The 13,762-nt window shown below is 58.9% G+C and carries 16 protein-coding genes; 6 read left to right on the top strand and 10 right to left on the bottom strand.

All coding sequences use genetic code 11. The features are described 5' to 3' along the window. Positions 1-109: 109 nt before the first annotated feature. The 4 genes from GNZ12_RS40905 (at position 110) to modA (ending at position 4,041) form a co-directional block, all read left to right on the top strand. On the top strand, positions 110-943 hold the full coding sequence (locus tag GNZ12_RS40905; RefSeq protein ID WP_172318219.1) for an AraC family transcriptional regulator: 834 nt from the start codon (positions 110-112) through the stop codon (positions 941-943). Positions 944-1,076: 133 nt separating this feature from the next. Continuing rightward, entirely contained in the window at positions 1,077-2,480 is a 1,404-nt protein-coding gene (locus GNZ12_RS40900) for a TonB-dependent siderophore receptor (RefSeq protein ID WP_216673562.1), read from the top strand. Beyond that, positions 2,480-3,088, top strand: coding sequence for a TonB-dependent receptor domain-containing protein (locus GNZ12_RS44050; protein WP_235994056.1), 609 nt, complete (start codon positions 2,480-2,482; stop codon positions 3,086-3,088). Before GNZ12_RS40900 ends, GNZ12_RS44050 begins: the two co-directional genes overlap by 1 nt. A gap of 170 nt (positions 3,089-3,258) precedes the next feature. Continuing rightward, a complete protein-coding gene (modA, locus tag GNZ12_RS40895) occupies positions 3,259-4,041 on the top strand; it encodes a molybdate ABC transporter substrate-binding protein (RefSeq protein ID WP_172318217.1) in 783 nt (260 codons plus the stop codon). A 150-nt stretch (positions 4,042-4,191) separates the two neighbouring features. Here modA and GNZ12_RS40890 read toward each other — a convergent pair whose 3' ends face one another. The 3 genes from GNZ12_RS40890 to GNZ12_RS40880 form a co-directional block, all read right to left on the bottom strand. Further along, positions 4,192-5,085 (bottom strand): NAD(P)-dependent oxidoreductase, encoded by an 894-nt coding sequence (locus GNZ12_RS40890; protein WP_172318215.1) that lies wholly within the window; start codon positions 5,083-5,085, stop codon positions 4,192-4,194. Between the two features lie 145 nt (positions 5,086-5,230). Then, positions 5,231-5,944, bottom strand: coding sequence for a GNAT family N-acetyltransferase (locus tag GNZ12_RS40885; RefSeq protein ID WP_216673561.1), 714 nt, complete (start codon positions 5,942-5,944; stop codon positions 5,231-5,233). Positions 5,945-6,429: 485 nt separating this feature from the next. Continuing rightward, a complete protein-coding gene (locus GNZ12_RS40880) occupies positions 6,430-7,461 on the bottom strand; it encodes an NAD(P)H-quinone oxidoreductase (protein WP_172318211.1) in 1,032 nt (343 codons plus the stop codon). 152 nt (positions 7,462-7,613) lie between these two features. On the opposite strand from GNZ12_RS40880, the gene GNZ12_RS40875 reads away from it, so the two are divergent. Continuing rightward, positions 7,614-8,507 carry a LysR family transcriptional regulator gene (locus GNZ12_RS40875; protein ID WP_172318209.1) on the top strand — a complete coding sequence of 298 codons (894 nt, stop codon included), beginning with the start codon at positions 7,614-7,616 and terminating at the stop codon, positions 8,505-8,507. Positions 8,508-8,943: 436 nt separating this feature from the next. Here GNZ12_RS40875 and GNZ12_RS40870 read toward each other — a convergent pair whose 3' ends face one another. From GNZ12_RS40870 to GNZ12_RS40860, 3 genes are all read right to left on the bottom strand, one after another. Beyond that, entirely contained in the window at positions 8,944-9,363 is a 420-nt protein-coding gene (locus tag GNZ12_RS40870) for a VOC family protein (protein ID WP_216673566.1), read from the bottom strand. Between the two features lie 338 nt (positions 9,364-9,701). Beyond that, complete coding sequence (locus GNZ12_RS40865) at positions 9,702-10,271, bottom strand: GNAT family N-acetyltransferase (RefSeq protein WP_172318205.1); 570 nt, start codon at positions 10,269-10,271, stop codon at positions 9,702-9,704. Positions 10,272-10,311: 40 nt separating this feature from the next. Continuing rightward, positions 10,312-10,593 carry a hypothetical protein gene (locus GNZ12_RS40860; protein ID WP_172318203.1) on the bottom strand — a complete coding sequence of 94 codons (282 nt, stop codon included), beginning with the start codon at positions 10,591-10,593 and terminating at the stop codon, positions 10,312-10,314. A 12-nt stretch (positions 10,594-10,605) separates the two neighbouring features. Here GNZ12_RS40860 and GNZ12_RS40855 point away from each other — a divergent pair, with 12 nt between their 5' ends. Further along, positions 10,606-10,935, top strand: a complete 330-nt coding sequence (locus tag GNZ12_RS40855) for a DHCW motif cupin fold protein (protein WP_172318201.1) — start codon at positions 10,606-10,608, stop codon at positions 10,933-10,935. Between the two features lie 97 nt (positions 10,936-11,032). Here GNZ12_RS40855 and GNZ12_RS40850 read toward each other — a convergent pair whose 3' ends face one another. The 4 genes from GNZ12_RS40850 to GNZ12_RS40835 form a co-directional block, all read right to left on the bottom strand. Beyond that, on the bottom strand, positions 11,033-11,395 hold the full coding sequence (locus GNZ12_RS40850) for a translation initiation factor Sui1 (RefSeq protein WP_172318199.1): 363 nt from the start codon (positions 11,393-11,395) through the stop codon (positions 11,033-11,035). A 117-nt stretch (positions 11,396-11,512) separates the two neighbouring features. After that, the gene (locus tag GNZ12_RS40845) at positions 11,513-12,727 is read right to left on the bottom strand and encodes a mechanosensitive ion channel family protein (protein ID WP_172318197.1); all 1,215 of its coding nucleotides are present in this window, start codon (positions 12,725-12,727) and stop codon (positions 11,513-11,515) included. A 215-nt stretch (positions 12,728-12,942) separates the two neighbouring features. Continuing rightward, entirely contained in the window at positions 12,943-13,119 is a 177-nt protein-coding gene (locus GNZ12_RS40840; RefSeq protein ID WP_328806170.1) for a BBE domain-containing protein, read from the bottom strand. A 154-nt stretch (positions 13,120-13,273) separates the two neighbouring features. Beyond that, entirely contained in the window at positions 13,274-13,696 is a 423-nt protein-coding gene (locus GNZ12_RS40835; RefSeq protein ID WP_172318409.1) for a cupin domain-containing protein, read from the bottom strand. Positions 13,697-13,762 lie beyond the last annotated feature (66 nt).

Genomic DNA, 13,762 nt, shown 5'->3' with positions numbered 1-13,762 from the left:
TGACGGCCGGTCAGGGCTAATCGAAAAACCAATCGCAAAACCGCAAGCGCGATCAAATGCGCCGCATCGCGCCTGGCTATGCTGGCTTCATGCAGACATGAGAGCCGATATGAACCCGGTTGGAAAAGCACTATGGTTTATCGAAAGCCATTTTGCCCACGAGTTAACGCTCGACGACATCGCTAATTGCGGATGCGTGTCGCGCTTTCACCTGGCGCGTGCTTTCGAAGCGGCCACCGGGCTGTCGGTGATGCGTTACGTTCGTGCACGCCGCCTGAGCGAAGCGGCACGTCGCCTCGCCGACGGCGCACCCGACATCCTGACAGTCGCCATCGACGCCGGTTACGGTTCTCACGAAGCATTCACGCGTGCGTTTCGCGAGCAGTTCGGACTCACACCCGAAGCGCTGCGTGCACGTGGTCACCTCGACAACCTTGCCCTCGTGGAGCCGATCAAAATGGACGAAACTCTTCTCACCCATCTCGAACCGCCGCGTTTCGAAGACGGGAAACCGTTTCTCATCGCGGGTCTGAGCGAGCGCTATACCTGCGACACCAGCACCGCTATTCCCTCGCAATGGCAGCGCTTTGGCGCCTACTACGGCAAGGTGCCGGGGCAAGTAGGCCGCGTGGCTTACGGCGTTTGCTACAACGCGGATGATGCGGGCAATTTCGACTACCTGTGCGGCGTCGAAGTCAGCGACTTTTCGGCGCTGCCCGCCGAGTTGAGCCGCGTACGTATTCCCGCGCAGCGGTATGCGATTTTCAGCCACCGCGAGCATATCTCGACGATCCGGCGCACCGTGAACACGATCTGGAATCAATGGCTACCGGCGTCGGGACATGTGCCTGCCGATGCGCCGAACTTCGAGCGCTATGACGAAAAGTTCGATCCGGTCAGCGGTATGGGCGGGCTCGAAATCTGGCTGCCGTTGAAGGCCTGATTTCAGTCGCAAGGCTTCCTGAGCGGAGTTTTGGCCAAATTCCATCTATTACAGGCTGCTGCTTGTCGAGAGTTCACGCACTGCGTTATATATATTAGGATATAACGACACAGAAGTAGAAACCTCAAGCTCCATGACTCGCTCAATCAACGCCTTTCAGGCGCTCACCCTCGTATCAGCGGGGATGGGCGCGACATTCTCAGTCCATGCTCAGGACGACGGAATCCAACTCACACCTGTGGTCATCACTGGGATATCGCCCACTCAATACCCGTCTTATCAGATCGACCGAACGAAAGTTGGACCGTTAGGCGAGAAGGAGCTTCTTGATACGCCGTACTCAATTAGCGTCGTCCCCTCATCGCTCGCGGAGAATCAGCAACTCCAGAGCGTGCGGGAAGCGTTTCGCTTCGTCCCGACGGTTCAGGGCGAAAACATCCGCCCTCAGACTCGAGGGATGCAAGCCGGGGTCGTCCAGAACACGCGGATTGATGGCCTGAATATCGCCGCGACAACAGACTATCCAATCGAGCAATTCGAGCAGATTGAGGTTCTAAATGGCCTGGCCGGTGCCCTGTACGGGCCCGCCAGTCCTGCCGGCACGTTCAACTACGTGCTCAAACGGCCTACCGCCGAGCCGTTACGCGAGTTCACGTTCGGCTACGAGTCACGTCAGTCCTTGACTGAACATCTGGACCTCGGAGGACACTTCGGCAACGACGACCGCTTCGGGTATCGGCTGAATTTGCTCAACCAGAACGGTGAGGGATATGTGGAGGGCAGTCGCCTGCGCAGAGAATTGGCAAGCCTTGCGTTCGACGTTCGTTTCACCCCGGACACAACGCTTGAGACCAATTTCAGCACGTACCACTACCTGTCGACTGGCTTCCCAGGAACGTTTGCTTTGGCGCGCAACGTGCCCTTTCCCAGTGCGCCGGACCCTACACATCCGGGCTACGGCCAATCGTGGGCGGGTGATGACAACGTCACCAACATGTTCAGCGCCACCTTGAAGCACGACTTCAACAAGGATTGGCACCTAAGCGCTGGCGTGTTGAGAGAGACGAACGACCGTGCGTCGACCGTGCCGACCAACACCATCACCAGCAAGACCGGCGCCTATACGACGACCACCGCGACGACCACGTACAGCCTGGATACGATCGTTAGCAACACCATCGCGCTGAATGGCCACACCGAGCTTGCAGGCCTGTCACACGACGTCTTCGTGTCAACCACGGGTTTCTACTGGAATCGGTATACGCCGTATCAAACAGGCGCGATTACGCTCGGCAGTGCGAGCATCAACGACCCGCTGTCTTTTGCGAAACCTCCGCTGCCCGATTTTTCAAATCGATATCTGTCCTCCAACACGGTCCAGCAGTCGATTAGCGTCGGGGACAGGATTGGATTCGGCCGATACTGGTCAACGCTGCTGGCCGCAAGCCAGAGCTGGATACACACTGAGAACTACAGCAAGCAAGGCGCGACGACAGCAAGTACAACGCGGACGGCGTCAGCCCGACAGCCAGTCTGATGTTTAAGCCGCAAGATAATATGACGGCGTATCTGACGTACGCTGACAGTCTTCAACAGGGGGACATTGCTCCAGCGGGATCAGCCAATGCGGGAGATAGCCTCGCTCCGTACCGAAGCGAAGAATGGGAACTGGGCTACAAAGTCTATGTGAGCCAGGTTACGCTCGGCGCCGCCCTTTACCGCATCGAGCGACCGTACGCATATGTAGGCGCAAACAACGTTTTTGCTGAACAAGGTCAACAAGTTAATCGCGGACTTGAACTGACTGCGACAGGCGCGGTTACACGAGATCTCAACATCTTCACGGGGATCTCGCTACTCGATCCCCGTCTGTTCGACACGGGCTCGGCGTCTACCAGTGGTAAGCAGATCCTCGCGCTGTCGCGCGTCGTATTCGATGCTCTGCTTGACTACTCCGTGCCGGCGGTCGCCGGTCTCGGGTACAACGTCAACATGAACTACGCAAGCCGTCGACCCGGCAACTATACGAACACAGACTATGTCGACGGCTATACCGTCTTCGATCCCGGTGCGCGCTACAGAACGAAAATTGCCGGTAAATCAGTGACACTGCGCATTGCCGTCGACAACATCACCAACCGCTAGTACTGGGCCAACATCACGCCAAGTGGACAAAATGGCTACACCGGCTCCGACAATGGTACAGGCACGCTTGGCGCTCCTCGCACCGTCCGCGCTTCGCTACAAATCAATCTCTGAACAAGGACTGACATATGTTTTTTCGCACTCTCCTTGCTGTCGCGCTCGGTAGCACCATGGGCATCGCGTGGGCGCAGCAAGCGCCCGCCTCACCGGTTGTCACGATCTATGCTGCTGGAAGCATGGGCGGCGCACTCGCCACTATCACGCATCAATACACGGCGGAGTCGGGCCAGAAGATTGATCTCGTTACAGGGCCAGCAGGTCTTCTATTGAACAAGATCGAGAATTCCGCCAAGGCGGATATTTTCGTTTCCGCAAATATGGCGCATCCGCAGCGCCTGACGGCAGAAGGAAAGGCTGCACCTACCGTTGTCTTTGCGAGGAATCGGGTTTGTGTTCAGGCTCGCCCGGACGTCGGCCTCACAACGGATAATCTGCTCGACAAACTGCTTGATCCGACTATAAAGATCGGCACTTCAACACCGAAGGCAGACCCGGGCGGTGACTATGCATGGGCGTTGTTCGCGAAGGCTGACTCAGTCCGCCCCGGAGCGAAGCAGATTCTCGAAGCGAAAGCACAGCAGCTGGTGGGTGGCCCAGTAGCGCCTCAGGTTCCGGCTGGTCAGAGTCCGGTGAAGTACTTTATGGCGACCCGGCGTGTCGATGTCTTCATCGGCTATTGCAGCTCTCACGAAACAAAGCCCGATTCGACTCTTGTGCAGGTCGAACTCCCGGCCAACCTCAGCATCTCCGCAGACTATGGGATGACAGTCCTGGAGTTGCCGCAGAACGCTGCCACGCAAAACGCCGCTTACCGGCTTGCCTTGTACCTGATGAGCCCGGAGGCGCAGGACGTCCTCACACGTTACGGGTTCACGCCGGTCGCGCGCCAGTAACATCGCCATCTACGTCGCGCCCCTTAACTAACCTCGCACATGCGCGCGAAAGATCACTGATGCCGGCTTGCCAGTTCGCGGATCCAACGGCTCTCGCATCTCCTGAAGCGTGAGCCCGCTAGTTCGCATCAGTGCGCCCCCCGCCGTTGATCAACTGCGCGAGCCATTTCCCCTCGCCTCGGTGCGCGCTTCGATCGCGTGCACGACGGCCGCCATATCGGCTTGACCGTGACCCAACCCGACGGTTTCGGTGTACAGATCAAAGCACACATCCAGCAGCGGCGACGCGAGATTCGCATTGCGCGCCGCTTCGACCGCGAGCCGGTTGTTCTTCAGCACGTCGAGGATCGAGGCCTGCACCGTGAAATCCTCATTCACGAGCTTGTCGACCTTCACGCGCGATACGTTGCTCGCCATCGGACCCGCGTCGAGCACGGCCTGGAATTGCTTCATGTCGAGTCCGTAGCGCCGCGCGAGATGTGATGCCTCGGCAAGCGCGGTCACCATCGGAATCAGGAACGTATTGACCGACAGCTTCATCAGAAGCCCCGTGGGCACCGCTCCGCAGATCACCGTTTCATGGCACATCGGTTTAAGGAGCGGACACACTTCTTCGACGGCGGTCGGCTCGCCCGCCAACATCGCCACCAGTTGCCCCGCTTCGGCCGGCTTGCGTGAGCCCGAGACGGGCGCCTCGACGTACTGTCCTCCCGCCGCGCGGATGTCGGCTTCGAGGCCACGTGAGTAGTCGGCCGACGTCGTCCCCATGTGCACGATCGTATGCTGTGCGACGTTCGCCGCGAAATCCGCGGTGTGGCGGCCAAGCACCGCGTCGAGCGCTGTATCAGTTGCCATCATCAGGATGACGATGCGGGCCTGCTGGAAGACGTCGCCGACGCTGTCCGCGACCTGCGCGCCAGCGTCGCGCAACGCGGTGCAACGTTCCGAGGTGCGATTCCACACCACCAATGGGGTGCCCGCGCGCGCGAGGTTAAGCGCCATGGGCTGCCCCATCACGCCGAGGCCGATGAATCCTACTTTCATGCGTGTCTCCGTTTCTTAGCCGTTGCTTATGTCCACGGTTCGGTGGGTCGGGTGCGGATGCAGGTGCGGCGGCCGGGAGCAGCGACAGGCTGCATGACCTGGCATTACCCGGAGCGTGGAAGATTTCACGGCCGCTACCGGAGAGCTATTGCCCGGCTGCGCTCTCCTCAGCGGGAATGATCACGGCAGAGGTGACGGGCGAATGGACAGTCCATCCCATGGAACTGTACAGCGCAAGGCCGTCGGCCGTCGCCACCAAAACGCCTTGCTTCTTTCCTCGCGCAACAGCCTCGCCGCTCAATAACTTCATGATTGCGCTTCCCAGGCCACGTCTGCGGTGTGATTCATGCGTGATGATCTGGTCAAATATGCACGACTCTCCGAATAGAGCGCACTGACCGCTCGCGGCTATATCACCCGCAGCATCCTTGACTTGTACCCGGATAATTGGCCCCTCGTCAAATACGCGTGCGGCATACCCTTTCGGAAGGATGCGCTCGCCTTGCGAACGTTCATTGTCGGCCAACGCTGCCGTCATCATGAACACAGGCGCTTGCACGGTCCAGGTCTTCGGAAGGACTTCTGCCACGGTCCGCGGCTCGGCGCAAACCTTGATGAAAGTCCATGGGGCATCGATACGGGAAGTCAGCTCTGTGACGACTTCCGGTTCGAATTCCGGCAGCACATAGCGTGCGTTTTGTTGAGGTAATCCGACGTCGACCCGAAAACCAATTGATAAGAGCGTCGGGGCGGCCGTTCTTCGCGATAGCGCCCAGCCCGTTACCCACGCTTCGACGATCAGAGGATCAACCCGATGAGCGGCCAGGGGTTTAGGCATTTGCATTGTCGATATTTCCATCCAATCCGTCCCAGTTACATAGCCGGCCGCCGAAACTCTCAATGCTGCAACATCCCGGCGCTTCAAAACACCTTTCAGCCGTCGTCGATATTGCCCGCTGATCAATTAGAGCATTGGGGGAAGATAGTGATTAAAAGCACAGAGCACGTCAAGCGCATTGCTCTTTCGCGCTAAGCGGACCACAACATGGCGGAGGCCTTGTAGTCATTCGGGGCCTTTCATCGACGATCCAGGCAGCGACTTCGAACGACCGCACCTAGCCGCCGTGCCCCCGCCATCGGACGGACAGTCGAACGAATGTGATGAGGAGTGTTGGCCACCGTGGGCAGACGAGTCTGTTCGGCAAACATCGGACACGTGCGCGTCGGGGGGCGTCGAGCAGATCGTGAGACAGTCCGTGATATTTGAACGTAACGCTTTTTCTTGACGTCCATCACGAAACCGGAAGGAGGCTTGCCACCTGCGCGTTGGCGGCAAGCCAGGCTTCAGCCAATGAGATCGGCACCTGTCGTAAGGACAATCTTTCCAAAGTGTGTGCCGGAATCGATCAGCTCGTGAGCGCCGCGAGCGTCGGCAAGCGCAAAGGTCTTGTAGACAACCGGTTTGATCTTGCCGCTCTCGATGTGCGGCCAGACCTGCCGCTCGAGTTCATTGACGATGGCCGCCTTGTCCGCGGATGTGCGCGAACGCAATGTTGAGCCCATATGCGTTAGACGTTTCGTCAGCATCGGCAAGATGTTGAGATCCTTCGCCGGCCCCTTGATCACGCCCACCTGGAGGATCCGTCCGTCCATGGCTGCGGCCTCATAGTTTCTAGCCACGTAGTCGCCGGCAATGATGTCGAGAATCACGTCGACGCCTCTTCCATCGGTAAACCGCTTCGTTTCGGCGACGAAATCTTCCTCGCGGTAGTCAATCGCGAGGTCTGCGCCTAGCGCCAGGCTGTCCTCCCGATGCGCCTGCGAGCCAACTGTCGTGATGATTTTCGCAGCGCCGAATGCCTTCGCCAGCATGGTCGCCGTGGTCCCGATGCCTGACGCGCCGCCATGGATCAATACCGATTCGCCGGCAACCAGCTTGCCGCGCTGGAACAGGTTCAGCCATACCGTCATAAACGTTTCGGGCATGGCCCCCGCTTCCACCAACGTCAGGCCTTTGGGAATATGCATCGTGTTGCAGGCGTGCGCGACTGCATATTCTGCGTAGCCACCGCCGGGAATCAACGCACACACCAGTTCGCCGATCCGGAATTGGGACACGTCGGAGCCAACGGCAACCACTCGACCTGCCACTTCCAGACCAGGGATGTCCGAAGCGCCGGGGGGCGGATCATACAGTCCCTTGCGCTGGAAAACGTCTGGGCCGTTCACGGCAGCCGCGTGGATGCGGATCAGAACCTGGTCGGCGGCCGGCATCGGCACCGGACGCGTAGTCGGCACCAGAACCTCAGGACCGCCTGGCTGTTTGATCTCAATGGCCATCATGGACGACGGCACACGATAAGTTGAAGCAGACATGGATACCACTCCTTCTATTGATGAGGCTCGATTGATCCGGTCGGATCACTGAACGAGGAACTCTTGCGCTAAGTATAGGAGTCGACATTGATGAATCCGCGCGGCATTATTCACGTGGTCTGATGCAAATTTGCATCAAGGGGGACAGAACGATGAACTGGGATGACGCGCGAGTGTTTCTCGCGGTGGAGCGCGAAAAAACGCTCCGTGGAGCGGCCAGGACGCTCAACCTCGATCAGGCGACGGTCGGCAGACGGATTGCGGCACTCGAGCACGCCCTACGTGCAACGCTCTTCCTGCGCACCTCTGAGGGTTACGCGTTGACTGCCGCAGGCGAAACCGCGCTGAGATCAGCGGAGAAAATGGAACACTCCGCACATGAACTCGTCAGACAAACTCAAGGCACGGATACACGGCTGGCGGGCGACGTCAGAGTCACCAGCACGGACTCGATCGCGCTCGACTTCCTGCTTCCCGCCATCGAACGCCTGCATGCTGCGCATCCCGAAGTGCGCGTCCTGCTGGACACGTCGACGCGCATGCTCAATCTGGCAAAGCGTGAAGCGGATATCGCGGTCCGGTCAGTCAGGCCGGACAATCCCGATCTGATCGCGCGGCGCCTGGCTCGCTGGCCCATGGCGCTCTTTGCATCGGCGGCATATCTTGAGCAGCACGGCAAGCCCGCCCCTGGCTCCGCATTCGAGGGTCACGATCTTGTCGTCTATCAGGGAAACTGGACCGGTAGTCGATCACCCACATCACCGACTCTGGCTGGCGAACCGACACATGCGGGGCGCATCGTTTCGACCTTCAATTCCAGCCTCATGCTGCGTACCGCGGTAAAGGCCGGCCTCGGCATCGGTGAGCTTCCGATACATCTGGCTGAACACGACGGCCTCGTGCAGGTATGGCCGGAACCCGCACGTGGGGCAGTCTACGAAATCTGGCTCGTCACGCATCAAGACCTTCGGCATACCGCGCGCATCGCAGCGATGATTGACGGCATTGTTTCCGCGTTCGAAGGTCACACAGCCCCCACAAAATAGTCACGCCGAAAACCTGCCCAGGAGCCCCCGTCCGCCGCGAGAAATGGCCGCTCGGTTCCCATTTGTCGAGAGTGGAATGCCACGGGCGGCCGGACGTTACTCCGGTTGCTATGTCCGCGCCACTGTGTCGGGCGATTTTTCCGACCATACGCTGGCGAGTGACGCGCACCTTCACACCTGCGGTGCAGGCCCCCGTGGGTTCAATCATTGTGTGCTATTCGCGGCAGCATGTCATGGACGGGGACCGCATCGCCCGTTGACGCAGATTGAACGATCCAGGTGCTTATGTCGAAGGGCCCTAACTGGCCGGCGACTGCCCGACTCAGGGCGTGAAGCGGTCGCTCGGCTCGTTGGTTTCAGCGCAAGAAAGAAGTCGCTTACGAACGGACTTGTCTCTCTGACGCTGGACCACCCACCTTCAAAGACAAGGCGCCGGTCACTCTCCCGTCGCTTTGTGCTCACCGGCACCCATGGCCGTCGGATTCATCCAGACCGCTTCCCAGATGTGGCCGTCGGGATCGGCCACGTTTCGGTTGTACATAAAGCCAAGGTCTTGCATCGGGTTGATATCGGCCGTCCCGCCGTTAGCCGCTGCGGCCGTATTCATCGCGTCGACCGCCTCGCGACTGTCGCAGGAGACAGCGAGCATCACCTCGCTTGAGGTGCTGGGCGGAATGGGACGAGCCGTGAACGTGCTCCACTTGGCATGGGTCATCAGCATAACGTTTATCGACTCGCTCCACACCATGCAGGCAGACGTGTCGTCGCTAAATAGCGCGTTGTTCGTGAAGCCCAGCGCCTCGTAGAAACGTCTCGATGCCGCGAGGTTTGCGACAGGAAAATTCACAAAAATCATCTTGGTCACGACTTTCTCCTTTGAAGAATATGCGAAGCGCGGTATTGCCTCGTACCGGTATTTATCATGGGATTAAGACAGCGTCCATCAATAGTTCGGCAACCTGAATGCTGCCACTCGCAAACGACGGTTTCTGGCCGCTCCCGGGTCGACGACGAATTTCCGTAGTCGACCGAGGCTGTGTGAAAACGCATGCTGAATGCCGCGTTCCAAAAAATCGACCTTCAGATCGCGCCGTATTGGCTTGGCAGCAACTCGGGAAGGGTAGAGCGACACCCGAAAGCCGAGTACTTTTGCGTTTTCACACAGCATCGGCCGAACGGAGTCCGACAGGTTCCTCAGTCTTCCAGCTCAATACGGTAGCGAAGAGTCTCAGCGAATCCATAGGCCGCAGTCTTTCTGAAGCGCTCGATCAAGACACCATTGCACGCGTCAATAACCCTCTGCGAGGCTCTATTTTCAGGGTCAACCGTCAGCTCGACGTAGGGCAAGCCATGTCGCCTCGCTTCGCCCAGCATTGAATTGAGCGCCTGCCGCGCGTATCCGTTACCTCTTTTCCACGGCACGACTGAGAAGCCGATATGTCCGAGTACATACGGCGGTAATTCGGCAGTTCCAGCTTGCCAACGAAATCCGATTGCGCCGCTAACGTCGCCGTCCCAAATCCATCGGACAATGCTGGGCAGACGTGCGATGATCGAGCCATCGGGCAAAGGAATCGGTCCGCCGGATGCGGTCGGATCATCCAGACCGTCGACAAACGCCTCCGCGTTCACTTTGATAGCGTGCAATTGTTCTCGCGCAGCGACTTCCTTGCGGACGTTGTCAGGTGACCATCCCGCCTCAAGGGCCGCAACGTAGCTCGGGAGCAATGCGGTCGAAGGTTTTAACAGTTCAATCGCGCTCATTTCGTTCGGTGCGTGTCAGGGAGCAATGATTGCCGATAGTTTAAGCGGAGCCGTCGAACGTCTCAAACTTTCCGGTCACTGCCTGACGGCGATCGACGGCACGCAACCCGGAGCGGCTGATGCGCTTTCTCCAGAACGGCCATTCGCGCGACCGCGCGGCACCCGCGAAGTATCTCGCTTCCGCATGAACACGTTGGCTGTAGCGGTCAAATGTCCGGCGATCTGTATCTGACAATTGAGGCCCTAAGTCTTTAGAGTGATCCGATGCAAAGATTTTCTTCGGCCATGCGCAATCACCACGCATTCCCAATGAGATGATCAAGAGAATTCAACGATGCAAATGAAAGGCTTTCCATTCGGCGTCACCAACTGGGAGACGCTGCAAAAAACCGAACATAAGGGTGATAGCGGCGTTGCTTACTGGCGAACCCAATACTTCGGACCGGTTCGCGTACGGCGCGTCGAGTATACGGCGGGCTACGTTGCCGACCATTGGTGCGTCAAGGGGCATATCCTTTTCTGTATCGAAGGAGAGCTTCGAACCGAACTTCAAGATGGACGCCAGTTCATACTCATGCCCGGCATGAGTTACCAGGTTGCCGATGATGCCGAGGCACATCGCTCGTCGACTACAACGGGCGCCAAACTGTTCATTGTCGACTAGGTAACATCGGCCCTCTCTTTCCCGCCCCGACCTCGAACTATCGAAGCTGGCCGCACACGTTCAATTGAGCTTATCGCGCCGCGGCCCAGTGAAGCGATTAGCCTCCCGCCCGCTTCGCGCTGTGGCCGTACTTCTTGAGCGCTTCAATGATCCGCTCGCAATGGTCACCCTGAACTTCAATTACGCCATCCTTGACCGTTCCACCAGAACCGCAGGCCGTGCGCAACTGCTTGCCTAGCAAGGCCAAGGCAAGAGGATCGAGCGCCAGCCCTTTAACGATCGTCACGCTCTTCCCACCCCGCCCCTTGGTCTCGCGCGTCACTCGCACCACGCCGTCACCTGCCGGCAGTGTCTTGGCAACGGTCTTGCAGACACATTTCGCGAGCACCTGTCTGCATTCGGGACACATCCGCCCGCCATCGGTGGAATAGACAAGGCCGCCTGTTGAACTACCCTTCATGATTGGTCTACTCAAAAACAGTGAATCAAAGACAGTGAAGTCGGGAATCGGGATGAGTTTAGCAGGCGTGCGTTAGCAGCCGCTTCTGGCCGGGCGGATTCCACTCCCCGAGTTCCGCTACGGCTGCCGGGATGACGAACATTGTGGCTGCCAGCAGCGTAAGCCGAACAGCGGTACGAGCCCATAAGCATGGTCAAGCATGTCCGACTGCAGGTTTTCGTACGGTTCCCAGCGAGTCTCGTCGACGTAGAGATAGATCTCCAGCGCGACGACGGGCTCGCTGGACTGCAGTTGGCGGATCACGAGGGGCATGTCGTGACGGACCGCCGGGTGGTCGCGGAAATGCGCGGTCAGATAGAGACGGTACAAGCCGAGGTTTGTGCGCCGCCGTGCGTCACCGGGCGCAAGTGCGGCGAGCGGCCGGTCGACATCGCTGTGCAGCCGGGCGAGCAGCGCCTCGTCGGGAAAGCGGACGGTGTCGGCGTCAAAATGAATCGCATGCTTGACGCGCCTGCCGCCCGACTCTGTCATGCCACGCCAATTCTTCACGCTATTCGTCAGCAGAACGTAGCTCGGCAGCATGACGATCGAGTTGTCGAAGTTCTGCACCTTGATCGTGTTCAGCGCGATGTCGATCACCGTGCCGTCGGCGACGAAACCGGGCACCTCGATCCAGTCGCCCACTCGCAGCATGTCGTAGGCGGCGAGCTGGATGCTCGCCACGAAACCGAGCAGCGAATCGCGGAAGATGATAATAAGAAGTGCCGTCATGGCGCTGAGGCCGGTGAGGAAGTATGCGGGCGAACGCTCCAGCAACACCGAAATCACGGCGATCAGCGCGATCACGTACAGCACGATGGTGGCGATCTGCAAAAAGCTTTTGATCGGCCGCTCGCTCGCGGATGGGACATGGCTGTAGCGCTCGCTGACGCTGTCGAGGAACGCGAGCGCGGCGCGAAGCAGCGTGTACACCATGTAGCAAGCCGCGAGCAGCGCCAGCGGATGTCCGAGCGCCGCGATCAGCGGGAATGTGAGTCCGGAAAGCAGGGGTCCGGCCGCGTAGACGATCGCCGCGGGTACGAGCGGCGCGAGCCGATGGAAGACCTTGTGGCGCTCGGCGGCTCGCAGCCACTTGTGCTGCTCCTGGTGTGCGAGGCGGCCAACGATCATCAACATGATCGAGCGCGTCACGTAGTAGCAGATAGCGCTTGCCAGCAGAATGGCGAACAGGAGAGCGACAACAAGCAGTACCGCGACAAAAGCGCTATCGGTATAGATGTTGAAGTGATGCCAGTCTGGCCCGCCCTCGATACGCAGCGCCTTGTCGAACATAGATCCCCCCATTGTCGGCGAACCCACTTCACCGAGCATGTCTGGTCTGGCCGGTTGGTTAGCGCGCTGCGGCGGCTCAAGCGACGCGCCCGCCGCCGCAGGCGTCGCCACCGTCCAAGCCAGGCCGGGCCGGGAGGCGGGCGCATCGAATGAACGCTATTGTAGCGGCGTCGCCCGAGGCTTTTTCGCTCGTTGACATAGTGGCAGTGCCAGCCTCATACGAGCCTCGTGAAACCGTCGGCGCTCCAGCGTTCGCTCCCTACGCCGTGATGAACGAAGAACAAGCCATCGGGGTCATACCGGTTCTTAACGGCGAGCAGCCTGCTGTAATTCGAGCCCCAGCGAGCATCTGTTTTTAGGCGCCAGGCAAAACTGTGAGCCCGACCGCGAATTGCAAAATACGTCGTCGTTTCGGGAACGTGGTTTTGTTGGAAGGTTTCATCGATACGCGTGAAATCTCAATGTGGTCGCAACCCGGAATTCAAAGTCGAAATTCGCCATTACCCCGCTTGAATGAGAACCCACCCTTTGGGGTTGAACACCCCCTTAATCTTTGCTCTCGTTGGCGAGGTCCACGAAAACCTTATTGGCGCCCGCCACATACAGGCGCTTGCCTTTGTGTGGGTAGTCGCAAACATCTTGCTCCAGCCTCTGACCGGCGACGATAAGAACGAGAGGGATGTGACCAGTATTCGACAATGTATGCGCGGCGCCCCCGCGTGCAAAACCCATGAAGTCCCCGGGTCCAACTTCGTGCACCTGATTGTCAATCATCGCCTCGCCCGTGCCTGAGAGGATGTAGACACATTCCTCTTCGTAAAGGTGGCGATGATATTCGGTGGACTCGTGCCCCGGCTGGATCGTGATGAGGTGAAAGCCTAACTGGGTGAGCCCGGTCATTTCGCTTAACGACCTTTTAAGACGAACCGCTCGTTCATTCAATGGATGGACGGAGCGCTGAGGCTCCATTGCGTCGATTTCGGTTGCCTTCAACAGCTCGCGTGCTTGATTCGACACTATTCGCCTCGCCTCTAA

The sequence above is a fragment of the Paraburkholderia solitsugae genome (assembly GCF_013177695.1).
GTDB lineage: Bacteria > Pseudomonadota > Gammaproteobacteria > Burkholderiales > Burkholderiaceae > Paraburkholderia > Paraburkholderia solitsugae.
Note: the sequence above shows the minus strand (reverse complement) of the source record. Positions and strands in the feature narration are given on the sequence as shown.

Bases quoted from the DNA above. Each gene is read 5' to 3' on its own strand.
- GNZ12_RS40905 (WP_172318219.1), top strand. From the start codon at position 110: ATGAACCCGGTTGGAAAAGCACTATGGTTTATCGAAAGCCATTTTGCC.
- GNZ12_RS40900 (WP_216673562.1), top strand. From the start codon at position 1,077: ATGACTCGCTCAATCAACGCCTTTCAGGCGCTCACCCTCGTATCAGCG.
- GNZ12_RS44050 (WP_235994056.1), top strand. From the start codon at position 2,480: ATGTTTAAGCCGCAAGATAATATGACGGCGTATCTGACGTACGCTGAC.
- modA (WP_172318217.1), top strand. From the start codon at position 3,259: ATGGGCATCGCGTGGGCGCAGCAAGCGCCCGCCTCACCGGTTGTCACG.
- GNZ12_RS40890 (WP_172318215.1), bottom strand. From the start codon at position 5,085: ATGAAAGTAGGATTCATCGGCCTCGGCGTGATGGGGCAGCCCATGGCG.
- GNZ12_RS40885 (WP_216673561.1), bottom strand. From the start codon at position 5,944: ATGGAAATATCGACAATGCAAATGCCTAAACCCCTGGCCGCTCATCGG.
- GNZ12_RS40880 (WP_172318211.1), bottom strand. From the start codon at position 7,461: ATGTCTGCTTCAACTTATCGTGTGCCGTCGTCCATGATGGCCATTGAG.
- GNZ12_RS40875 (WP_172318209.1), top strand. From the start codon at position 7,614: ATGAACTGGGATGACGCGCGAGTGTTTCTCGCGGTGGAGCGCGAAAAA.
- GNZ12_RS40870 (WP_216673566.1), bottom strand. From the start codon at position 9,363: ATGATTTTTGTGAATTTTCCTGTCGCAAACCTCGCGGCATCGAGACGT.
- GNZ12_RS40865 (WP_172318205.1), bottom strand. From the start codon at position 10,271: ATGAGCGCGATTGAACTGTTAAAACCTTCGACCGCATTGCTCCCGAGC.
- GNZ12_RS40855 (WP_172318201.1), top strand. From the start codon at position 10,606: ATGCAAATGAAAGGCTTTCCATTCGGCGTCACCAACTGGGAGACGCTG.
- GNZ12_RS40850 (WP_172318199.1), bottom strand. From the start codon at position 11,395: ATGAAGGGTAGTTCAACAGGCGGCCTTGTCTATTCCACCGATGGCGGG.
- GNZ12_RS40845 (WP_172318197.1), bottom strand. From the start codon at position 12,727: ATGTTCGACAAGGCGCTGCGTATCGAGGGCGGGCCAGACTGGCATCAC.
- GNZ12_RS40835 (WP_172318409.1), bottom strand. From the start codon at position 13,696: ATGGAGCCTCAGCGCTCCGTCCATCCATTGAATGAACGAGCGGTTCGT.